The sequence below is a fragment of the Massiliimalia timonensis genome (assembly GCF_900186585.1).
GTDB lineage: Bacteria > Bacillota > Clostridia > Oscillospirales > Ruminococcaceae > Massiliimalia > Massiliimalia timonensis.
On sequence record NZ_FYDD01000003.1, the window covers coordinates 246,388 to 269,263 of the forward strand.

At 47.9% G+C, this 22,876-nt stretch carries 20 protein-coding genes, 1 riboswitch and 1 other annotated feature; of the genes, 18 read left to right on the plus strand and 2 right to left on the minus strand.

Annotated features, from left to right (window positions below; genetic code table 11):
- The first annotated feature begins 2 nt into the window (after positions 1-2).
- From mraY to ftsZ, 6 genes are all read left to right on the plus strand, one after another.
- A complete protein-coding gene (gene mraY / locus CIB36_RS03170; RefSeq protein WP_093988156.1) occupies positions 3-1,019 on the plus strand; it encodes a phospho-N-acetylmuramoyl-pentapeptide-transferase in 1,017 nt (338 codons plus the stop codon).
- A gap of 66 nt (positions 1,020-1,085) precedes the next feature.
- On the plus strand, positions 1,086-2,285 hold the full coding sequence (gene ftsW, locus CIB36_RS03175) for a putative lipid II flippase FtsW (protein WP_229408173.1): 1,200 nt from the start codon (positions 1,086-1,088) through the stop codon (positions 2,283-2,285).
- Positions 2,286-2,320: 35 nt separating this feature from the next.
- Complete coding sequence (gene murG, locus CIB36_RS03180; protein ID WP_093988157.1) at positions 2,321-3,454, plus strand: undecaprenyldiphospho-muramoylpentapeptide beta-N-acetylglucosaminyltransferase; 1,134 nt, start codon at positions 2,321-2,323, stop codon at positions 3,452-3,454.
- 78 nt (positions 3,455-3,532) lie between these two features.
- Positions 3,533-4,795 (plus strand): UDP-N-acetylglucosamine 1-carboxyvinyltransferase, encoded by a 1,263-nt coding sequence (gene murA, locus CIB36_RS03185; RefSeq protein WP_093988158.1) that lies wholly within the window; start codon positions 3,533-3,535, stop codon positions 4,793-4,795.
- Between the two features lie 14 nt (positions 4,796-4,809).
- On the plus strand, positions 4,810-5,967 hold the full coding sequence (locus CIB36_RS03190) for a cell division protein FtsQ/DivIB (protein ID WP_093988159.1): 1,158 nt from the start codon (positions 4,810-4,812) through the stop codon (positions 5,965-5,967).
- Between the two features lie 193 nt (positions 5,968-6,160).
- On the plus strand, positions 6,161-7,228 hold the full coding sequence (gene ftsZ, locus CIB36_RS03195; RefSeq protein ID WP_093988160.1) for a cell division protein FtsZ: 1,068 nt from the start codon (positions 6,161-6,163) through the stop codon (positions 7,226-7,228).
- 56 nt (positions 7,229-7,284) lie between these two features.
- Here ftsZ and eno read toward each other — a convergent pair whose 3' ends face one another.
- Entirely contained in the window at positions 7,285-8,547 is a 1,263-nt protein-coding gene (gene eno / locus CIB36_RS03200) for a phosphopyruvate hydratase (protein ID WP_093988161.1), read from the minus strand.
- 171 nt (positions 8,548-8,718) lie between these two features.
- Between eno and CIB36_RS03205 the strand changes: the two genes are divergently transcribed.
- Entirely contained in the window at positions 8,719-9,753 is a 1,035-nt protein-coding gene (locus CIB36_RS03205) for a delta-lactam-biosynthetic de-N-acetylase (RefSeq protein WP_229408174.1), read from the plus strand.
- A 105-nt stretch (positions 9,754-9,858) separates the two neighbouring features.
- Positions 9,859-10,419: a GNAT family N-acetyltransferase gene (locus CIB36_RS03210; RefSeq protein WP_158662565.1), complete on the plus strand. Its 561-nt coding sequence runs from the start codon at positions 9,859-9,861 to the stop codon at positions 10,417-10,419.
- A 66-nt stretch (positions 10,420-10,485) separates the two neighbouring features.
- On the opposite strand, the gene CIB36_RS03215 is transcribed toward CIB36_RS03210, so the two are convergent.
- Entirely contained in the window at positions 10,486-11,169 is a 684-nt protein-coding gene (locus tag CIB36_RS03215; RefSeq protein ID WP_093988163.1) for a helix-turn-helix domain-containing protein, read from the minus strand.
- A gap of 225 nt (positions 11,170-11,394) precedes the next feature.
- On the opposite strand from CIB36_RS03215, the gene CIB36_RS03220 reads away from it, so the two are divergent.
- The 10 genes from CIB36_RS03220 (at position 11,395) to CIB36_RS03265 (ending at position 22,713) form a co-directional block, all read left to right on the plus strand.
- The gene (locus tag CIB36_RS03220) at positions 11,395-12,063 is read left to right on the plus strand and encodes a histidine phosphatase family protein (protein ID WP_093988164.1); all 669 of its coding nucleotides are present in this window, start codon (positions 11,395-11,397) and stop codon (positions 12,061-12,063) included.
- A 133-nt stretch (positions 12,064-12,196) separates the two neighbouring features.
- A complete protein-coding gene (locus CIB36_RS03225) occupies positions 12,197-13,009 on the plus strand; it encodes a hypothetical protein (RefSeq protein WP_093988165.1) in 813 nt (270 codons plus the stop codon).
- The gene (gene proB, locus CIB36_RS03230; protein ID WP_093988166.1) at positions 12,997-13,806 is read left to right on the plus strand and encodes a glutamate 5-kinase; all 810 of its coding nucleotides are present in this window, start codon (positions 12,997-12,999) and stop codon (positions 13,804-13,806) included. Before CIB36_RS03225 ends, proB begins: the two co-directional genes overlap by 13 nt.
- A gap of 14 nt (positions 13,807-13,820) precedes the next feature.
- Positions 13,821-15,074, plus strand: a complete 1,254-nt coding sequence (locus tag CIB36_RS03235; protein ID WP_093988167.1) for a glutamate-5-semialdehyde dehydrogenase — start codon at positions 13,821-13,823, stop codon at positions 15,072-15,074.
- 20 nt (positions 15,075-15,094) lie between these two features.
- The gene (locus CIB36_RS03240; RefSeq protein WP_093988168.1) at positions 15,095-17,224 is read left to right on the plus strand and encodes a hypothetical protein; all 2,130 of its coding nucleotides are present in this window, start codon (positions 15,095-15,097) and stop codon (positions 17,222-17,224) included.
- Between the two features lie 239 nt (positions 17,225-17,463).
- On the plus strand, positions 17,464-19,155 hold the full coding sequence (locus CIB36_RS03245; RefSeq protein ID WP_093988169.1) for an LTA synthase family protein: 1,692 nt from the start codon (positions 17,464-17,466) through the stop codon (positions 19,153-19,155).
- A 14-nt stretch (positions 19,156-19,169) separates the two neighbouring features.
- Positions 19,170-19,898 carry an elongation factor P 5-aminopentanone reductase gene (gene ymfI, locus CIB36_RS03250; protein ID WP_093988170.1) on the plus strand — a complete coding sequence of 243 codons (729 nt, stop codon included), beginning with the start codon at positions 19,170-19,172 and terminating at the stop codon, positions 19,896-19,898.
- 148 nt (positions 19,899-20,046) lie between these two features.
- Positions 20,047-20,147: riboswitch (THF riboswitch) on the plus strand.
- Between the two features lie 54 nt (positions 20,148-20,201).
- Complete coding sequence (locus tag CIB36_RS03255; protein ID WP_093988171.1) at positions 20,202-20,750, plus strand: folate family ECF transporter S component; 549 nt, start codon at positions 20,202-20,204, stop codon at positions 20,748-20,750.
- Positions 20,751-20,798: 48 nt separating this feature from the next.
- Positions 20,799-21,052: a binding site (T-box leader), on the plus strand.
- Between the two features lie 71 nt (positions 21,053-21,123).
- Entirely contained in the window at positions 21,124-22,320 is a 1,197-nt protein-coding gene (gene ilvA, locus CIB36_RS03260) for a threonine ammonia-lyase (protein ID WP_093988172.1), read from the plus strand.
- 15 nt (positions 22,321-22,335) lie between these two features.
- Complete coding sequence (locus tag CIB36_RS03265; RefSeq protein WP_093988173.1) at positions 22,336-22,713, plus strand: RidA family protein; 378 nt, start codon at positions 22,336-22,338, stop codon at positions 22,711-22,713.
- Positions 22,714-22,876 lie beyond the last annotated feature (163 nt).

Below are 22,876 nucleotides of genomic sequence, written 5' to 3' on the forward strand. Positions count from 1 at the left end.
AGATGGGAATTACATTGGGAAGCAGCGGGGTGGCAACCATTTTGACCGCAGTGATCGCATTTGGCTTAACAGCTTCACTGGGGATTTTTCTGGTGCCGTACCTGAAAAAGCTAAAATATGGGCAGACGATCAAGGAGATCGGCCCAACCTGGCATCAGGCGAAAAACGGAACGCCGACCATGGGCGGTATCATGTTCATCATCGGTATCATTGTGGCGGTCATAGCCGGATATATCACAGCGCTGATCGCGTTTGATTTCCAGATCGACCAGATCCAAAGTATTAAGCTGGTCGCCGGTGTTGTGATGGCGCTGGGGTTTGGCCTGATGGGATATGTGGATGACTATATCAAAGTGGTCAAAAAACGGAATCTAGGGCTGCGGGCACGGGAAAAGCTGTTAGTGCAGTTTGTTCTTTCTGTCGGTTATCTCTTCATTTTAAAAATGGCTGGAGCGTTGTCCACTATTGTTGAGATCCCGTTTTTGGGGCAGGTTGATTTTGGGTGGTTTTATTACCCGTTTATGGTGGTTTTGATTGTCGGATTCGTGAACGCGGTAAATTTAACGGATGGAATAGATGGCCTGGCATCTTCCGTTACCTTTGTCTTTGCGCTTGCTTTTATGGTGTATACCATGAAACTGTCCCTTCCTTACTTAGGGCTGTTTGCAGTTGCGGTTGCGGCTGGCTGTCTGGGCTTTTTGGTATGGAATTTCCACCCAGCAAAGGTCTTTATGGGCGATACCGGCTCCATGTTTTTGGGCGGCTGTGTGGTAGCGCTTGCTTTTGGGCTTGATATGCCGTTGCTTTTGTTCATCGTGGGCTTTATTTACTGGGGAGAAGCTGCCTCTGTTATTTTGCAGGTCATCAGCTTTAAGTTGACCGGGAAACGCATTTTTAAAATGAGCCCGATCCACCACCATTTTGAAATGAGCGGCTGGAGCGAAGTGAAGATCGTAGGTGTATTTTCTCTGGTGACTCTGATCGTTTGTGTAATCGGTTATTTTGCCCTTCCTATCTAAACACAGGCTGATAATGGAAGGATTTTCTGTTATACTAATTTTATAGAAGAAAGAGGGTGGAGTGTTTTGCAGACTTCCCATACGGTTGCGAGAAAAGAAGTAAGAAAGCCACTGCTTCAGCGGGAAAAAACGGTGCGTAAACAGGTAAAAACGCGTAAGCGTTCCATTGGAGAGATGGATACAGCATTCTTGTTTATTGTGCTGATTTTGCTGGCGTTTGGCCTGATCATGGTATTTTCTGCAAGTTATGCAAACGCGCTCTACTATGACCACGACAGCTTAAAATACATTAAAAAGCAGGGGATGTTCGCCGTCGTCGGCGTTGTGGCGATGATGATCGTTTCCAAAATTGATTACCGGCTTTATAAAAAATTTGTCGTGCCGATCGCCCTGCTTGGCTATGCGCTTTTGGTGATCGTTTTGTTCTTTGAGCACGACGGTGCAAGACGATGGATCTATTTGGGACCGCTTGGGACGTTCCAGCCCTCCGAATACATGAAAATGGCGATCATCGTGATTTTCTCGGTGCTGATTTCCAAAAGCTATGAGAAGATGGGCACGATACGGTATGGGGTCGTCCCGTTCGCACTGATTTTAATGGCGACGATCGGGCTGGTCATGCTGGAACCGCACTTGTCCGGGTCGCTGATCATTGCCGGGATCGGCGTGATCATGATGTATGTCGGCGGCACGAAGCTGCGGTACTTTCTGATGCTTTTGCCGATCGGCGCGTTAGGGGTCGTTGGGATCATCCTGTTAAAGGATGTTTCTTATATGGCCGACCGTATCCATAACTGGCTGGATCCGTTCAGCAACAGCAATATCCACGGGGACGTATGGCAGACCTGCCAGTCCCTGATCGCCATTGGGTCCGGCGGAGTGATGGGGCTTGGCCTTGGAGGGTCCCAGCAGAAGTACCTGTATCTGCCCGAACCGCAAAACGATTTTATTTTTGCGATCGTCTGCGAGGAGCTTGGAATGATCGGGGCGGTATTGGTGATCACCTTGTTCGTCCTGCTGGTATACCGTGGGTTTTCTATTGCGAACCAGGCTCCGGATAAATTTGGGGCGATGCTCGCGATCGGAATTACGATACAAATCGGATTGCAGGCGCTGTTAAACATTGGCGTAGTGACCAATGCGATCCCCAATACCGGGATCAGCCTTCCGTTTTTCAGTTACGGGGGTTCCGCTTTACTGTTGCAGCTGATTGAAATGGGGATCGTGTTAAATATCTCCAGGCATTCGGTGATGGAAAAGCCGTAGAAAGATAAAATGAATCGAAAACAGGGGAAATGATCATGAGAGTATTGTTAGCAGGCGGCGGGACGGCCGGACATATCAATCCGGCGATTGCGATCGCCCAGTATATCCGTTCGCAGGATCCTGCGTCGGAGATCCTGTTCGCGGGGACGCCCAATGGGATGGAGGCGCAGCTTGTGACGCAGGCGGGGTTTGATTTTGCTCCGGTGCAGGTAAGCGGTTTCCGGCGGAAGATGTCGGCCAAGAATATCCTGTTTAATTTAAAGACTGTTTACCATGTCATTACTGCTGACTTTGTGGCAAAGCGGATCATCAAGGACTTTAGGCCGGATATCGTGATCGGTACCGGCGGATACGTCAGCGGACCTGTTGTGCTGGCCGGCGCGAAGATGGGGATCAAGACGATGATCCACGAGCAGAATGCCTTTCCGGGCGTGACCAATAAGCTGCTTGCTAAAAAAGTAGACGTTGCTTTGCTGGCGGTAGAAGAGGCGAAACAGCATTTCGATCCTTCTGCGCGCTGTGAGGTCGTCGGCAACCCGATCCGGGAGAGCGTGATCTTTAAAACGAAAGAAGAAGCGCGCCGGGATTTGGGAATGGATAACAAGGTGTGCATCCTTTCCTTTGGAGGGAGCCTTGGGGCAAAGGTGATCAACCGTGCGGCGGCAGACCTCATAGAATGGAATTATCAGAAAAACAAGATCAATCACATTCATGGTTATGGCAGGCTGGGGGTGGAACATTTTCCGCAAATGCTGGAAGAACGGGGGATCGACCTGTCTGCGTTGCAGGCGGAGAAAGCCGACCCGAACATTGATGTGCGGGAATACATCAATAACATGGCGACCTGTCTAGCGGCGGCGGATCTGGTGATTTGCCGGTCCGGGGCCATTACCTTGAGCGAACTACAGGCCACGGGGAAAGCCTCTATTTTGGTCCCGTCGCCGTATGTAGCGGAAAACCATCAATTCCATAATGCAATGGTGTTGGTGAACCATGGGGCCGCCATGCTGATCGAAGAAAAGGACTATAAGAAAGAAGAATTCCTGCGGATGGTAGAATCTGTTTACCAAGACCGGGAAAAGTTGGCGCAATTAGGGAAAAACGCTTCAAAACTTGCTATTTTGGACAGTACAGAACGGATTTACCGTCTGATTTGCGGTTTAATCTGATTTTTGGCTTTCACCAACTCTCTTTTTCCTGCATAGGATACGATATGAATTTTATGCTGGTTGAAAGGGTGTTTCGGTATGAGCGTTTTTGAAATTGAAGGCGGGCGCAGACTGGCAGGAGAGATTGACATTCAGGGAGCAAAAAATAGCTCACTTCCGATCCTTGCCGCGACCCTGCTGGGAAAAGGGGAACATATTATTCACAACTGTCCCCGGCTGAGCGATGTGGATGCAGCGGTTGAGATCCTGCGCTATCTGGGCTGCAAGGTGACCAGGGAGGGGAATACCCTGACGGTTGATTCGCGCGATGTGAGCCGGTGGGATATTCCGGAAGAGCTGATGCAGGAAATGCGTTCGTCGATCGTATTTCTTGGGGCGATTCTGGCAAGGATGGGGAAGGCTAAATTATCCATGCCGGGCGGCTGCGAGCTTGGCCCGCGTCCGATCGACCTTCATCTGGAGGCGCTGGAAAAGCTAGGCGCGGATATTCAGGATGAATATGGATTTTTGCATTGCTCGGTGCAGGGAAGGCTAAAGGGGACCAAGATCGCCCTTTCGTTTCCCAGTGTGGGGGCAACGGAAAATATCCTTTTAGCAAGTGTTCTAAGCGAAGGGATAACGACGGTACATAACGCTGCCCAAGAACCGGAAATCGTAGATCTGGCCGACTTTTTGAATCGCTGTGGGGCAAAGGTCAGCGGGGCTGGGAAAAGCACGATTGTCATCGAAGGAGTAAATTCACTTTCTGCAACGGAACACAGTGTGATCCCGGATCGTATCGTGGCGGCGACTTATCTGTGCTGTGGTGCGGTCACTGGTGGTGAAGTGCTGTTAAAGCGGGTCAATTCCAGTGATTTAGAATGCATGCTCCCAATTTTCGAGCAGATGGGGAACACTGTTTCAGCGAGTCCCCACAGTATTTATCTAAAGGCGCCGAAGATGCTGAAAAGCGTGCGGAACATCCGTACCATGCCATATCCGGGCTTTCCCACAGACGCGCAGGCGCCGCTGATGGCGGCGCTGACTGTAGCCAATGGCAGCAGCATGTTTGTGGAAAATATTTTTGAAAGCCGCTACAAGCATGTTCCGGAATTATGCCGGATGGGCGCCGACATAAAGGTGGAAGGGCGTGTCTGTGTTGTCAACGGAGTAAGCCGGCTGACTGGCGCTGTCGTCCGCGCAGAGGATTTGCGGGGCGGGGCCGCATTGATGATCGCCGGGCTGAAGGCGCAGGGGGTCACCACCCTGCGGAATATCCATCACATTGAACGCGGTTATGAGGACGCAGAACGTTATATTACCCAATTAGGCGGGTCCATGAAACGGAAAAAAGAAAATTAAAGGCAGGAATTCCCATGAAAAAGCAGAAGTTAAAAAAGACAAAATTGAATAAGACAAATACCTCTGCTCGTTCATCACGGGAACAGCCGGTACATACACAGCGGACGCCAAAGCCGGAGCCAAGAAGGACACCTGTTCCGCAGGAACGTACTAAGCGCCCGGCAGTACAAAAACATGATCCGGCAGAACCGGTCCGCGTCATTTCAATGAATCCGGCGGCGCGGGATAGATTGCAGCAGCGCCGGGAAGCAGAAGTACAGGCGAAGCTAAAAAAGCTGCCGCAAACACGGGAAAAAAGCAGGAAAAAACTGAGAGATCAGGCACGGGAAGCGAACAGCCGGCGCCATCAAAAGCGCCGGAAACGCAACCATACCCTGTATTTTATGATTCTGCTGTTTTTTGTGCTGGTAACAGGGATCACTCTTTCCGTTACGGTGTTTTTCAATATCAAAACGATCGTAGTGACAGGGGATAAGGCTTATTCTGTGGAGGAGATGTCGAAATTAGGCGGCGTTTCCGTGGGGGACAACCTGTTCCGACTGAATTTGCGTAAAATGGAAGAGGAGATCTTGTCCAAAGCGATTGACCTGGATTCTGTTTCTGTGGAGCGCGCTCTGCCGGAAACCCTGAGGTTCCGGTTAAAGCCGGCCGAGCCTTCCGTCCTGTTATATTCCGGCGGGCAGTATTATGTATTGAGCTCCGGCGGGCGGTTGATCAACATCGTTTCCTCTACAGATGGATATGAGGACATCATGATCCTAAGCGGAATCGACCTGTCAAAACAAAAGGTGGGTGATTTTGTGACCGGGAATGAGGCCTACCAGGAATTTGAAAGCCTGCTGGAAAGCTTAACAGAACATGAGATCGGCCCGGTCAATGGAGTTGCCATGAAAAATGGTGTGGACATCAAAGTGAATTTAAACAACCGTATTTCACTGGTTATTGGAAATACCATTGGTTTGGAGGATAAGCTTTTGCTTGCCAAACAGGTGCTCAATGAGGAGATCGGGGAAGCGGAAAGCGGGGTTTTGGATCTGTCGATCAGCGGGAAAGCATATTTTCAGCCAAAGACTGGAGAAGATCTGCAAAAAGTATTGCCAAAAGGCACACAAACCGCAGCGGATCCAGCTTCTTCCAAGGACACCGACCAAAAAAAGGAAAAAACAGAGTAACAAGGTCTGTTTTGCATACCTTTGCTAAGAAACGCGTAAAAAAATTTAAAATTTTGTAGCATAAATTGCGATAAAATACTAGATTTTTTTCTAATTATCTTGTATAATAAAAGCAATATGATGAAAATGGATTGATTGTATATTTCTTTCAAAGTTAGAGATAGATAGAAATCATCAATAGGAGGATAAAAATATGACCTTTGCTCTGGACACAAATGATAATGATGTTGTAAACATTAAGGTAATTGGTGTTGGCGGCGGCGGCGGAAACGCAGTGAACCGAATGGTAGAATGTGGGATCCAGAACGTGGAGTTTATCTCCTTGAACACAGACCGCATGGTTTTAGACCGCTCCAAAGCTACATACAAAATTCAAATCGGCGATAAACTGACCAAGGGCAGAGGCGCAGGCGGAGATCCTGAAAAAGGCGCCCGTGCAGCGGACGAAAGCCGGGAAGAAATCGAAGCGATTTTAAAAGGCACCCAAATGATCTTTATCACAGCTGGGATGGGCGGCGGAACAGGAACCGGCGCTGCTCCGATCGTGGCAGAGATTGCCAAAGAAATGGGGATTTTAACGGTTGGTATTGTTACCAAGCCGTTTGCATTTGAAGGCAAGCGCAGAATGGCCAACGCGGAAGAGGGGCTTGCTGAACTGAGCAAGCATGTAGATTCTTTAGTCGTGATCCCGAACGAACGGTTAAAAAATATTACCGATCGCTGCCGCACCTTAAAAGAAGCATTTGCGGCTGCCGATGATATTTTAAGACAGGGTGTTCAGAGTATTTCTGACCTGATCAATATTGCAGGGTTTGTAAACCTTGACTTTGCAGATGTCAGCGCGGTTATGAAAGATGCGGGATATGCTCACATGGGCGTTGGCGCCGGCACGGGGAAGGACAAGGCGCACGATGCGGCTATGGCTGCAATCTCCAGCCCGTTGCTTGAAACCACCATTGACGGTGCGAAAGGTATCATCATCAACATCACTGCTCCGTCCGACGTGGAATTTGAAGAAGCAGATGTTGCAACGTCCATTATCTCTGACGCGGCGCATCCGGATGCGAATATCTTCTGGGGGATCGCGTTTGATGATTCCTTGCAGGATGAAATGAAAATCACAGTGATCGCCACTGGCTTTGAAAATGAAGAGGAGCAGTTTATTGCTCCGGAAGCAGAAACACAGCCAGCACAGGATGAAAATAAAAAGAATGACATGGATTTCGACGTCATCATGGACTTGTTTAAAAATAAAGGCTAAGTAAATAAAAAAGCCGGTACGGATTTTCCGTACCGGCTTTTTTATTTACCCAAAAATTACTTTTTGGGGTATTCGCTGCCGCTGATCAAGGATTCGATTTTTAGCAGCCGGTTGTACTTGCACACCCGTTCGGAACGGGCAGGTGCGCCGGTTTTGATTTGCCCTGCATTGACCGCGACAGATAGGTCGGCGATCGTTGTATCCTCTGTTTCCCCGCTGCGGTGGGAGAGGATCACACCGTATCCGTGTTCCTTTGCCAGACGGATCGTGGAAAGCGTTTCAGTGAGGGTTCCGATCTGATTCGGCTTGATCAAGACGGCATTTCCGCTAAGCGAGGAGATCCCCTGACGCAAACGGTCCGGGTTGGTAACAAACAAATCGTCCCCAACGATCTGTACAGAACCGCCAAGGCTGGCAGTAAGCTCGGAAAACCCGGGAAAATCCTCCTCAGCAAAGGGGTCTTCGATAGAATAGATCGGATACTTTTGGCAAAGTTCTTCCCAATATCCCTTTAGCTCGCTTTGGGTAATTTTTTTCTGCAGTTTGGGAAAAATATAATGCCCGTTTTTGTACCATTCATTGGCCGCGGCGTCTAAGGCGATTTTTACATCATAGTTGGGTTGGTATCCGGCCAACTGGATCGCCTCCATCAATAGGGAGAGCGCTTCTTCATCGCCGTTCAGGTCGGGCGCATAGCCGCCTTCATCACCGATGCCGGTCGAAAGACCTTTCTTTTTCAGGCAATTCCGAAGCGATGCGTAGATCTCGGTCCCCATCTTCATGGCTTCTGTGAAGGAGTGCGCACCTACCGGGACGATCATAAATTCCTGGATTTCCAGATTATTTCCGGCATGAGCACCGCCATTTAAGATATTCATCATGGGAATGGGGAGGGTGTTGGCCTGTAAGCCGCCCAGATAGCGGAATAACTCCAGGCCATACGCTTTTGCTGCAGCCTTGGCGCAGGCTAAGGAAACTGCCAAGATCGCATTTGCGCCGATTTTTGACTTATTTTGTGTACCATCCAATACCATAAGCTTGTTGTCAAGAGTCCACTGGTCGTCACAGCTTTCACCGACTAATGCTTCTTGTATCGGCGTATTGATGTGGTTTACTGCGGACGAAACTCCTTTTCCGTGATATTCGGCAAGGTTATCCCGCAGTTCGCACGCTTCAAAACGACCGGTGGAGGCACCGGACGGCACAGAGGCAGAAGCTCTTACCCCGTTATGCAGTACGATTTCAGCTTCTACGGTTGGCATTCCCCGGGAATCAAAAATTTGGCGGCCGTGAATAGAGCGGATGGAAAGAGCATTCATTGATAAATTTCCTCCTGTATACATTATTATCATTAGAATGGGCAAAAAGGATAAAATTATTCCGTAAAAAAGTGTTTGGGAATATTAAGGATGAATGTGCGCACAATACTATTGCAATATCAAAAATATTGTAAACAACAGCGGTTTTTGAACCGCTATGGGAGGATATTTATGAAAAAATGGAAATTTGTTGCAATGGCGCTTTCCCTAAGCCTGCTGTTTACAGCATGCAGCTCTAGCGATGACGACGATAAAAATACATCTTCTACCAACAGCAATGGCGTTGTTGAAGATGTTGTCAGTGACATTGGCGATGGGACAAATGATGTCTTAAGCGATGTTAATGATGTTGTCAGCGATGTAATCAGCGGAACGGAAGACGTTGTCAGTGACATTACGCACGGTGATGATGACAAGACTGACAGTGATCTGAACAGCGGCGATACTACCTCGAAAACAGCGGCTTTGCCCGCTGCGGGGAGCCTTGAAAATGTCAGCGTAAACGAAGCTGAACTACAGGCGTTAGATAATGCTTCCCATGGATGGGGGCAGGGTAAAGATGTGGACGATGCAAATCGTCCCACATCTTGCCTTACTTTTCAGGAACAGTATGGAAGATATGCCGCACAGTTTATCGGGGATGAACAAAAGGAAGTTTACTTAACCTTTGACGAGGGGTATGAAAATGGATATACCGCTCAGATTCTTGATGTACTTAAGGAAAAAGAGTGCCCGGCCGTTTTCTTTGTGACAATGCCTTATGTCAAGGAAAATCCGGATCTGATTCAGCGGATGATCGACGAAGGGCATGTTGTTGGCAACCACACAGTCAACCATCCTTCGATGCCAAGCGTGTCCTTGGAGCAGGCAAAACAGGAGATCGCCGGCCTGCATGACTATGTCAGCGAAAACTTTCATTACCAGATGACATTATTCCGCCCGCCGAGAGGGGAATGGTCGGAACGGACTCTTGCTTTGACCCAAAAACTGGGCTATGATACCATTTTTTGGAGCTTTGCATATCAGGATTGGGAGGTTGACGCGCAGCCGGATAAGGCCATGGCGTTAGAAAAGACTGTATCCTCAGTGCACGATGGGGCGATCTATTTGCTGCACGCTGTTTCTTCCACCAATACAGCGATCTTAGGGGATTTCATTGACCAAGTACGGGCAAAAGGATATACCTTTGCCACGCTACAGGCGTAAAAAACACAGCCGCTTATCAAGCGGCTGTGTTTTTTTGTAAAAGATTCGCTATTATAGCAGGAATATGATATAATGAAACTAATAAAAATGAAAAGGAGAGAAGAAATGGAACTAAAAGCAATGCCTGTTACGCTGACAAGCTGTGATAAGGGCAGGGTCAAGGAAATTTATATGCAGGCCTTTGCCAAGGAAGACCGTATGCCTTACTGGTTGATGCTGATCATGGCAAAGATGAAAAATACAGATTTTCTCTCCTTTTACGATGGGAATACCTTGTGTGGTTTTGTTTATATGGCGACATCAGAGAATCTTACCTTTGTCATGTTTTTTGCAGTGGAGGAAGCACTCCGTTCTAAAGGCTACGGCGGGAATATTTTGGAAAAAGTGCTGGAACGTTACCCTAAAAACAAAATTGTGATCACGATCGAACGCTGTGACGAGAACGCAAATAATTTTCAGCAGCGGTTAAAACGCAAGGAATTCTATCTTCGCAACGGCTATTTTGAAACCGGGTATTTGGTAGAGCTGGGAAACCAGAAGCAGGAGATCATCATAAAAAATGGCGCCTTTGATCCAAAAGAATTTATCCGGTTTTTTAAGAAATACAGCAATGGGATGATAAAACCGAAAGTTTGGAGCACCGATGGGTTTTGGGGAAACGCCTGATAAAAACGGCACGGTCATCATGATGACCGTGCCGTTTTTATCATTCAAAGAAAAATTATATCTGTACTATTTTAACAGCCCTTCGCTGTTTTTGATCAAATTTAATAAGGAAGAAGTCAGCTGCGCATAATTCTGCTGCAGTGATTCTGTAGAGATGGATAGCTTTTCGTGGTCGAATTTATACTCTTTTTTATTTTCTGTATTTTCGATCATGGATCGAAGCCTTGCTTCGCACTGGATCATTTGTGCAGTAGTCATTTGAGAAGAAATATTCTGTGGGATCGTGAAAAGGTTGCTTTCATTTTTCGGATTGATCCGGTACAGCATCCGAAACATATGGTATACGCTGAGCATCAGGTAGTTGGAAACCTCTGTAGTGACGGCGTTTTGGTCTAGTTTCTGAAGCAGGTCAAAGATGATCGTCAGCGAATTGACGATCAGCTTTTTATTCAGCACAGGGAGGATGCTTCCACGGGAAAGACGGTTGTCTGCCGCCGTATCCGATTCGGGGAGGTCGTCCACAGAAAGGGTAGCGCCGGTGCGCTCTGGAGAACGCCCCAGCAAATAGTCGCAGGAGACGCCGTAAAAATCTGCGGTCCGCACAACAAAATCCAACCCACATTCCCGGATCCCTTTTTCATAATGAGATAATAAAGCCTGGGAGATATTCAGTTCAGCGGCAGCTTGCTTTTGACTGATGCCCCGTTCTTTCCTCAATAGGGTGAGAATGCGAGGAAAATCGCTGTTCACGGTTATTCGCCTCCTTTTAAAAAGATTAACGCATAGTAAATTATATTATAACCGATACATTTTGTAAAGACGTTTTGCGGAAAAAGTAAAGTTTTTGTCGATAAAATTTTAAGAGAAAATTAGGCAAATAGTACAAAAAATCGCTTGTTTACAAAAAAACCACCAATTTTTCTATGGTTTCCGTTATAATAATGACGATATCTTAATGTGATTGAGGGGATCTTTATGCGGACTTATAGAATCTATCTGCTCAGGCATGGGCTGACCGATGCCAATGTGCAGGGACGTTATGTTGGAGTGACAGACATCCCGCTGTGCGAAGAGGGGAAACAGAATCTAAAAAATATGGCGGAGCAATATGAATATCCAAATGTCGGGGCTGTTTACACAAGCCCCCTGACCCGGTGTGTACAAACGGCGGAGCTGCTTTATCCGGGCATTGAGCCGCAGGTCGTAGAACAGCTGAAGGAATATAATTTCGGAATTTATGAAAACAAAACGGTAGAAGAATTAAAAGACGATCCTAATTTTCTTGCATGGCTTTCCACGAACATGGCGCAGGCGCCGGAGGGCGGGGAGAACATGATGGAATTTGGCACCCGGATCAAGGCGGGATTCCATGAGATCGTGCTGGAGATGATGCGGCGGAAAATATCGGATGCCGCAGTTGTAACGCATGGCGGGGTGATGATGTCGCTGCTGTCCATGTGCGGGATCCCTACCCGTACGGCCGCGCAATGGGCGGTGGACAACGGGAAAGGGTATTCGGTGCTGGTAAACGCGTCGCTTTGGGGAGATTCGCAGGTGTTTGAGATCTGTGATAAGCTGCCTTACGGCACCGGCGAGGTATCTGACCCGAAGCTTTATCACTTCATTGACGTACCGGAAAAATAACGGAAAATCCTCGATTTTGCGGGAATTGGATCGGATTAGTTGACATCGTGGGTGAGCTTTGCTAAAATAAATAAGATAAGGGATTCTTTCTGTCAAAAAAAGGCCCCCTTAGATAGAAAAGGAACGATGGAAAATGGATCAAGACAAAGGCTTATATCAAAACGGCTTTTTTGTTTTAAAAAATCATGTTACCCGCATGACTGCGGTCAGTATGAGTATGATTGCGCTGATGTTCCTTTTCGCGCTTATTTCCCAGCTGATCGGCATGAACTATGAGATTCGGTACCGTGCGATCTGGACCGAGGAAAGCCTCCTTACCAAGGAATGGGCTTTTTTGATTGTCGGCGCGCTTTTGTTCTGCGCAGTGGTATTCCCTTTTGAGTTAGGAATACGCCGGTGGTTTTATGGGGTTTCCGTTGGGAAAGAATGGCCTTTGCGGTATATTTTTTCCATGTTTGATACCCCCAGGATGTATAGAAAAGCCCTGTGGCTGCGTTTGTCACTAGGAATGAAGAAACTGTTCTGGTATATTGTATGCTTACTGCCAAGCTTTTTGGTAAAGGGCTTGCTGGAGGTTTTGTCCTATCCGGGCAATGCGTTGCTGGGTACATTGTACGGGATGCTGTATGTAATATGGATCCTGTTTATGATTGGCGGTTTTGTTCTTGCGTTTTATCTAAATTTAAAATATTATCTGGTTTATTATTTATGGTTTGAAACACCTTCTTTAAAAATGAGTGAAGCCGTGCGTTTATCCGCCCGCTGTATGAGGGGCAGGAGGCGCAAGGCCCTAACTGCTTATTTCGCGTTGATTCCCCTGGTGTTGGCAAGTGTTTTGGTTTTTCCGATCATTGCGCTGATTCCCGCCGCGTACATTTTAAGTTCCTTGCAGGGGCGGGAGATCTTAGAGCTTGGACAGAAGGATGGTAAAGTGTGTCTGGATTAAAAGATTCAAAACGGATCGTTGTTAAGGTGGGGACCTCGTCCCTGACCTATCCGAATGGAGCGTTGAGCATCCGCCGGATCGAGCTGCTGGTGAAAGTGCTGGCAGACCTAAAAAATTCAGGAAAAGAGATCGTACTGGTATCATCTGGGGCGATTGGGGTTGGCGTAGGCGAACTGGGCCTGCGCGAACGCCCGTCTGACACGCCGACAAAACAGGCGTGTGCCGCGGTAGGGCAGTGCGAACTGATGTATATTTATGATAAGCTGTTTGCAGAACACCGCCACAAGGTGGCGCAGGTGCTTTTGACACAGGACACTATCAAAGATGATTATCGGAAAACCAATGTCACCAATACCTTTGAACGGCTTTTAGAATTGGGCGTTGTGCCGATTGTAAACGAAAACGATACCGTATCTGTCGAAGAGATCGAGTTTGGTGACAACGATACGCTTTCCGCGATCGTCGGGAAGCTGTGCAATACGCAGTTGCTGGTGATCCTGTCTGATATTGACGGACTTTATGATAAGGATCCGCACCGTTATCCGGATGCCAAGATGATCCCCTATGTTCCTTCTGTAACACAGGAGATCCGGGAGCTGGCCGGGGGAAGAGGCTCTTCTTTGGGAACCGGTGGGATGGTGACCAAGCTGAATGCAGCGGAGCTTGCCAACGGCTATGGGTTCCCGATGGTGATTTTAAACGGGCAAAAACCGGAAGCTTTATATGATTTGTTTGATGGAAAAACCGTGGGGACTCAGTTTGGTTCTCTACAGAACGGAACAGGTTCCGACCAATAAGGGAGGTTTAGAAGATGGCTTCTGAACTGATTTATGAATTAGGGCACCGCGCTAAATGTGCCAGTGCTTCGCTGGCAGTTGTGGGGACAGCCCAGAAAAACAGGGCGCTGCTTCTCATTGCAGAGGAATTGGAAGCGCGGAGCGGCGCAGTTTTAGCAGAAAACGAAAAGGATGTCCAGGCGGCGGCAGAGCACGGGATCTCTCAGGTAATGATCGACCGGCTTCGCTTGTCCGAGGCTAGGATCCGTGACATCGCACAGGCGGTGCGGCATGTTGTAGATCTGGAAGACCCTGTTGGGGTGGTAGATCATGGACGTACTTTGCCAAACGGATTAAACATCCTTTGCAAACGGGTCCCGATGGGCGTGGTCGGGATGATTTACGAATCCCGTCCGAATGTGACCGTAGACGCGGCGGCACTGTGTTTGAAATCCTCGAATGCAGTGATCCTGCGCGGAGGAAAGGAAGCGATCCACACCAACATCATATTGGTGGAATTGATGCGTTCCGCACTGGCGAAAGCCGGGCTTGATCCGGACTGCATCTGTCTTTTGACAGAGCTTTCCAGAGAAGAAACCGTGAAAATGATGAAGATGAACGAGTACCTGGATGTCCTGATCCCGCGGGGCGGGGCAGGGCTGATCCAAACCGTTGTGCAAAACGCCACCGTTCCGGTGATCGAAACCGGGGTGGGAAACTGCCATGTATATGTGGATGCTTCCGCTGATTTGGAGATGGCAGTCAGGATCGCAGATAATGCGAAAACAAGCCGTCCGTCGGTATGCAATGCCTGCGAAAGCCTGCTGGTTCACAAGGACATTGCGGCGGCATTTTTACCTAAGGCAGCGGCGGCTTTTGCGGCGCATGACGTCGTGATCTATGGATGCGACCGTACCAGAGAGATCCTGGGCGGGAAGGTGCTAAAGGCTACTCCGGCAGAATATGCCAAAGAATTTTTGGATTACAAGGTCTCGGTTCGGGTGGTCGATGATCTGGAGCAGGCGATTGAACACATTGCCCAGTATACGACCCATCATTCGGAGTGCATTGTGACCAACAGCTACCAAAATGTGCAGGAATTTACTGCGCGGGTGGATGCTGCCGCTGTTTATGTCAACGCTTCGACCCGTTATACAGACGGGGGAGAGTTTGGGCTTGGCGCTGAGATCGGTATCTCGACTCAGAAATTACATGCGCGCGGCCCAATGGGACTGCGGGAATTGACTACCGTAAAATATATCGTGACCGGGAATGGTCAGATCAGATAGAACATTACAGGAGGCAGTTTATGTCAGATTTTGGAAAAGACAAGGACCAGGAACTGGGCATGAGTATGGACGACATTGACCGTTTGTTTGACGATGCGGAACTTGACCGGATGTTAAACGACAATGATGTCGATTCTTTGATTGACTCAGAAGACTTTAAAGATTTGCTGAATGCAGACGATCTTGACAGTATCCTGAACGCGGTCCACAAAAGAGCCGGGGAAGAGCCGGAAACAAAGGAACCGCCCAAACCGCTGCGTATTCCTGTGGAAGAGCAGCCGCAGGCGCAGCAGGAGGAGCTGCAGCATAGTGTAAAAGAACCGGAAGCCGAGCCGCAGCTGGAACAGGAACCAGCGGAACAAGAACCGGTTCCCGCACAGCCGCAAGTTCCGCCGGTATCGAATAACCGGCCAAAATATCAGGAACGGTTCCGCTCTTTTACTGTAGAGATCGACCGCAGCGAGGTAGAAGCGCTTGCTCAAAAGCAGGCCCAGCAGCGTGCGGCTATTGAGAAAGAGCAGCAAGAGGAAACTCCGGTGGCCGAGCAACCGGTTGCGGAAGCGGCTGAAGCTTCGGCGGAACAGCCGAAAAAGCAGGAAACTCCGAAGGCAGAAATTGACGAGGTGTTTGGGATCGCGATCCCAAATGCAAAAGCGGAGCATGTAAAAAAACAGGAAATACCTGCTGGGGAAGAAGAAAAAATGGAGCCGATTGAAACTGCCGGCTCCCCGGCTGAAACAGCAGAAAAACCGGAAGAAAAAACTTCTGGTGAAAATCTGGAGGATTTGGATATTGACGCCCTGATCCGGGAGATCCAATCGGAGGTTTCCGATTTTGATTGGGGCGGATTGAGCTTTTTGCATGATGAGGCACAGGAAACGGCGGAAAGGGCAGAGGAACAGCCAGCGCCAGAGACCTCAGAAGAGCCTAAGCAAGAAGAAATGCCAAAAACGGCGAGGCAGCCTGTTTCTGTGGTAGAAACACCGGAACAGAAAAAAGCGCCTGCCCCGGAAAAGGAAGAGGAAAAACAGGAAGAGCCTGTACCACAAAATTTGACGCAGGAGATTCCTGCTGTTCAGAAACTGGTCGATGTTCCAGATGAAGCAGAAAAGGGAAATACCTTTGAGATCGAAATCCCGAAGCACAGCATAGAAGAGATACCTAAAAATCCGGTAACCGGGACTTTTGAGATCCAGATCCCTGATGAGACACTGGCGGCTCCGGCGGTTATTGACGAGCCAGCGGCAGAAGAGGCCAAAAAGGCTGAGCCGGAACCGCAGCGGGAAGCAGAAAAAGAAAGTGCTAAACAAGAGGAAGCCACCTCGTTAAAAATTGACCCGGCTGAGCTTCCTTCCCAGCGTACAGACGGGAAGAAACACCGGTTTGCTCTGTTAGGGGTAGTTATGACTTTGCTCGCAGTGGTCGGGGTCATCGCGGTTGGATATTTTGGCTGGGGCGCTGTCAGCGACATTTTCTCTCAGAAGAGTGTGAAAGAAGAGTTTAATAAGATCACCTATCCGTTGGTGGTGGTTGATGTGCCGACCTTTGAAAGTGTGGACAAGCTGGACAGCAAGGTCGTAATTGCCGCAGGAATTTGGAATTTCATGATGAATGAGGAAAATAAGGACAAGTACCAGCAGGATGACTTTGGTACCATGACAGTTCCGGATACGGATATTGAAGTGTATATCCGAAAATTATTTGGTACGAATGTGGAAATTGTCCACCAACAGCTTGCTGATACGGACTTTACCGTCATGTACGACGAGGACAAGCATCTGTACTATATTCCTGAAATGCCGCAGGTGCTGCCATACGCTCCAAGCGTACAGTCTGTAACGCACAGCGGGGACGATTATGTCGTAGAGGTAGGATATATCCTGCCGGGACCATTTTGGGATATCACAGAGAATGCGCAAAGCGGAGAGATCAATAAAACCATGATCTACCATTACCAGAAAACGAAGGATGGGGATTATTGGATCCAATCGGTAGAGAACGGAAATCTTGATTTGGACAACACCTCTGTTCCAGCAGAGGAGACAAGCGAAGAAAGTATAAATTCTGAAGCTGGAACCGAAAATTCCAGCCAGGATACATCTTCCGAAACGACAACTTCGGAAACTTCTTCAGAAGCAAAAGCTGAATAAGCAGACAAAGACGGCTTTCGACAAGGGTTGAAAGCCGTCTTTGTTATAGTATACAAGATGTTTTTCATCCATATGTGATCGTTGTGGAGAACAGATATTGACTTTTGATTTATTTAGAGATATACTAACTGTACTACAACAATTAGTACAGTGTGGGCAAATTTGGAAGAAAGGCGGGAAACAGATTGCAAGCTCGATTGACACGATTCAGAGAACAAAGACCTACTAAGATTACAGCTATGATTTTAGCATGCTTGTTTCCTTTATGTTTAGTTTTAATGGCCGAGGTGAACCAAAGCGGCGATTGGGGGATCATCGGAAAATTATTTCTGGAAACCCCTGGCATACTGCTGTTTGACGTATTGGTCGTTGTGTTCCTTTACGGGATTTTAAGCTTGCTGTTCCGGCGGTTCGCACCCGCAGCTGCCGTAACCAGCCTGTTTTGGTACACGGTTTCCTGCATAGAGTTTTACCGTTACCAGTCCAGCGGTTCCCATTTTACCTTATATGATTTGAGCGTGGTAACAAACCTTGGAGATGTGATGGAATTTGCAGAGATCCATCTCTATGCGTTTCAGTTTATCACCTTGCTGGTTTTGGCTCTTTATTGTGCGGGCCTGTTTTTTTTGAATCCAAAAATCCCAGTAACAAAACGACATATTATTCCAGGCTGTTCCAGTTGTTTGATGATCGCGGTCCTGTTTGTGCTCTTTCCGGGATTTTCTTCCACAGTTTATGATGTATTTGGGATAGAGCATGGTGGGATCAACAACAACTTTGTTCAGGAAGAAAAATTTGAACAGAACAGTATGATTGCGTTTTTAGTGGAAAATCTTTCTGACGTGATCCAAACGACAAATATTCAGGCGCCGGATAACTATTCGGAAGAATCAATAGAAACATTGAGCGTTAACCCGGTGGATACCAAGCCCCAGACCTCGGTAAAGCCGAATGTGATTACGATCATGAGCGAATCCTATGCGGATTTCCGAGTGTTTGAGGATTTGCAGATCGAAGACTCTTATTATAAAAATTTTGATCAGTTCCGTAAGGAAGGTTTTTCCGGGAATGCGATCGTACCGACTTTTGGCGGATATACGGTCCGAACAGAATTTGAACTTCAGTTTGGGCTTCCGATCAAATCTTTGAACGGCACAGTATCCCCTCAGAAACTGATGACAGAGGAAGAACAAACAACGGTTGCTTCCTATTATCGCTCTGAGGGGTACTCTACGACCTATATCCATCCGTATACCTCAAAGCTTTACCGTCGGGCAGAATTATATCCTTATTTTGGATATGACCGGCTATATTTTGAAGATTCGTTTATTAATCCAGGCCGGTTCCATGGGTATATTGACGATCAGTCTGCTTATGAAAAGGCTGTGGAGCAGATTTTAATTGATGAGAAGCCAAGCTATATCCATTTGACTACGATGCAGAACCATATGCCTTATCATACAGGTTCAAAAAGCGAATTCGATTATTATATGGACGGTGTCGCGCAAACGGATGAGGCGCTTGGAAAACTGATGGAAGAATTAAAGCAGATTGATGAACCAACGATCGTCCTTTATGTGGGGGATCATTATCCAAGCTTTACGGAAAACTACAGCGTATATGACCGGCTTTCTATCGACGCGTCGAATTGCCGTACCATGTATCAGCAGCATTATTTTGTGTGGAGCAACTATGACTTCCAGTTTGATACGAACGGCGAAGAATACGTTTCATCCTTTTATCTGCCTTGGCTTTTGATTGACAAGATCGGGCTGTCAAAAAATGAGATCATTGATATTATGTTGGAGCAGTTCCAAAAGGACCCGGTTTATACCATGGAATTTCAGAGTGAATACAGCAATGAGGTGCTGGACACCCTGACCTATGATTTGATCGTAGGGGACAAGTTCTCCAATTATTACCTGCGCTGACGGAGGTTCAAACAATGACAGTATTGGTGACGGGGGCTTCACGGGGAATTGGCCGGGAAATAGCCCTATTGTTTGCAAAAAAGGGGTATCAAGTGGCGGCGAACTATTGCCGTTCTGGACCAGAGATGGAAAAGCTGGTGCAGGAGGCGGAGCATCAGGGCTTTACAATTCTTCCTGTCCGCGCCGATCTTGCCGATCATGAAGCGGTCAAACGGATGGTGCAGGAGGTAGAAAACAACTTTGGCGCGGTCGATGTTTTGGTCAACAATGCGGGGATCGCCTTGCAGAAGCTGGTTCAGGATACGACTTGGGAAGAATGGCGTAATGTGTTTGCGATCAATGTAGACGGGATGTTCTCCTGTACGCAGGCAGTTTTGCCGGGAATGATACGGCGTCAGAAAGGCCGTATCATTAATTTGTCCTCCATGTGGGGAGTAACGGGCGGCTCCTGCGAAGTAGCCTATTCTGCTTCCAAGGCGGCTGTCATCGGCTTTACAAAGGCTTTGGCAAAAGAGGCGGGTCCGTCTGGGATTACTGTGAATTGCATTGCCCCGGGCGTGATCGCGACCCAGATGAACCAACGGCTTTCCAAAGAAGATCTGGAAGCCCTGCGCGAGGAAACACCACTGATGAAGATCGGCTCGGTAGAAGATGTAGCGGAAGCGGCTTTCTTTTTGGCATCTGAAAAGGCTGGGTTTATTACAGGACAGGTATTACAGGTCAACGGCGGGATTGTGATTTAACGATAAAAAGCTGGCAGAAATTTCTGCCAGCTTTTTCGATGCTTTAATATCCATGAAAAATTTTGGTTTGCTTCCTCTCTTTTTGTGTACAACAGACATTGCGTATTATACCTTAGTTTGATACAATAAAAGTACCAAAAGAATTGATGGCAGAGTAGGATCTTGTGCGTTAAGTGCTGTATGAACGGGGAGTTGTCATATAGACGAAAGGTAAGGTTACTTGCGGTACAAGGTTCGCATCCCGCTGCTGCATAATGGAGTGCCTCCGTTATTGTAGCAAAATTTTGTGAAGGAGGTCATGACATGAATTCTATTTTTGGCAAAGTAAAATCATCCGCTCTGGAACTGAAAAACGTAAAATCAATGACGATCGCAGCTATGCTGCTGGCATTGAATATCCTGTTGTTTTTGTTTTTCTCGATTCAGATCACAAATTCGCTGAGGCTTAGTTTTTCCTATCTTCCGATCGCGGCATCAGGTTCGCTGTATGGTCCGGTGGTTGGGGGGATCGTGGCTGCGGCCGGGGATTTATTGAATCTGGTGATCAAGCCGAGCGGCGCGTTTTTCCCGGGCTTTACCATAAACGCATGTTTAAGCGGTTGCATTTATGGATTTGTGCTTTATAAGAAACCGGCGTCTTTGAAGCGCACGATTTTGGCGCGGCTTTGTGTGGCGCTGGTGGAGTTGATCCTAGGCACGCTGTGGCTTTCCATGATGTATGGAAAAGGCTACATGGTGTTTTTCCCAGCACGGATCATGAAAGCAGCGATTCTGTTCCCGATCGAGGTAATGCTGCTGTATGGCATGCTGAAGGTGATGGAACGTGTAAAACTGCCGGGACTGGTACGCTGACAGCGGCTTGACAAATAGCTAGGTTCGCGTTATAGTAATAGTAACAAAGAAAATGTGTTGATGAGGACAGGTCTTCCGCCTCTTTCTTTCAGAGAGTTGCCGGGTGCTGCAAGGCAACAGGAATGCGGACAGAACATCGCCTCGGAGCAGACCCCCGAAACCTTTTTTGCAGGGAGTAGACGGGTACGGATTTTCTCACCGTTATCTGGAGGAATGCGTTGTTGGACGCTGTAAGCGGCCGTTGTAAAAACGGCAACCGGAGTGGTACCGCGGAAGCTGAATGTTAGGCCTTCGTCTCTGATTTAGAGATGAAGGCTTTTTTATTGGGCTGGAAACGATGAAAGGATCCTTATGATCGAAAGGAGAAAATAATATGTTGACCTTGGACAAAATCTACCATGCCTCCTATGTGCTGAAGGAGGTGATACGGCCCACAGATCTGATCCATGCGCCGAACTTAAACCCGGAAAGTGAGATCTACCTGAAAACCGAAAATTTGCAGGTAACAGGGTCTTTTAAAGTGCGCGGGGCTTATTACAAAATGTCCCAGCTCAGTGACGAGGAAAAATCCCACGGCGTGATCGCCTGCTCTGCGGGCAATCACGCGCAGGGTGTTGCTTTGGCGGCGACCAAAAACGGGATCAAATCCCTGATCTGTTTGCCGGATGGGGCGCCGATCTCCAAAGTGGAGGCGACAAAGCGTTATGGCGCTGACGTCTGTCTGGTGAAAGGGACTTACGATGACGCCTATCAGCGGGCATTGCAGTTAAGGGATGAAAAGGGGTATACCTTTGTTCACCCATTTGATGATGAACTGGTCATTGCCGGACAGGGGACGATTGGCTTGGAGCTGATGGAACAGCTTCCTAAAATGGATGCGGTCATTGTGCCGATTGGCGGCGGCGGATTGATTTCTGGGGTGGCATATGCTGTAAAATCCTTGAATCCGGACATCAAAGTATATGGGGTACAGGCGGCGGGCGCGCCCTCGATGTTTAATTCTATCCATGGGCACGAGATCCAAACCCTGACCGAAGTTTCCACTATTGCAGACGGGATCGCGGTAAAAACCCCGGGAGAACATACTTATGAGATTTGCAGCAAGTATGTGGACGAGATCGTAACAGTGACAGATGACGAGATCTCCAGCGCGATCCTTACCTTGATCGAACAGCAGAAGTTGATCGCAGAAGGGGCTGGGGCTGTTTCTGTTGCGGCGGCAATGTTTAACAAAGTTCCGGTAAAAGGGAAAAAGGTAGTCTGCTTGGTGTCCGGCGGGAATATCGATGTAACGATCCTGTCCCGTGTAATCAACAGGGGGCTACTAAAAGCCGGACGAAGTGCGGACATTACCATTGCGTTGATGGATAAACCAGGGCAGCTGAGCATGATCTCTGATATTATTGCCCAAAAGGGCGGAAATGTGGTTGCGGTACACCATGACCGTGCAGATTTGGATATGGATATTAATGCGTGTTACCTGCATTTGGTAATGGAAACCAGAGACCATGACCATGTAGAGGAAATCAAGCGGGCATTGATAGAGGCCGGCTTTGATATTGTAAAATAAAGAGGAGAGGTTACAATGTTGGAAAAAGTGTACACGAATCAGGCGCCTGACGCGATTGGGCCGTATTCACAGGCGATCAAATGCGGTGGATTGGTATTTACCTCCGGTCAAATTCCGATCAATCCGGCGAGTGGAAATGTAGAAGCTGAGACCATTGAGGCACAGGCTGAACAAGTGATGAAGAATTTGGGGGCAGTGTTAAAAGAAGCAGGCAGTTCTTTTGAAAAAGTGGTCAAAACTACCTGCTTTTTAAGTGATATGGCGGATTTTGCTGCTTTTAACGAAGTCTACGGAAAGTATATGACAGAAAAGCCGGCAAGAAGCTGTGTTGCTGTGAAACAACTTCCCCAAAACGTATTGGTTGAAGTCGAAGCGGTCGCAGAAGCAGAATAAGAGAAACAAAAAGAGGCGGTGCAGCTGCACCGCCTCTTTTTATAGTTCTGTTGAACACAGGAGTTTTAATAGACGACCATCTTTTGAAAGTAACACCGCCGCGAAAATGAAAGCGCGCAGTTTTGGGAAACAGGGATATTTTCCCTCATCCGATAAGGTAACC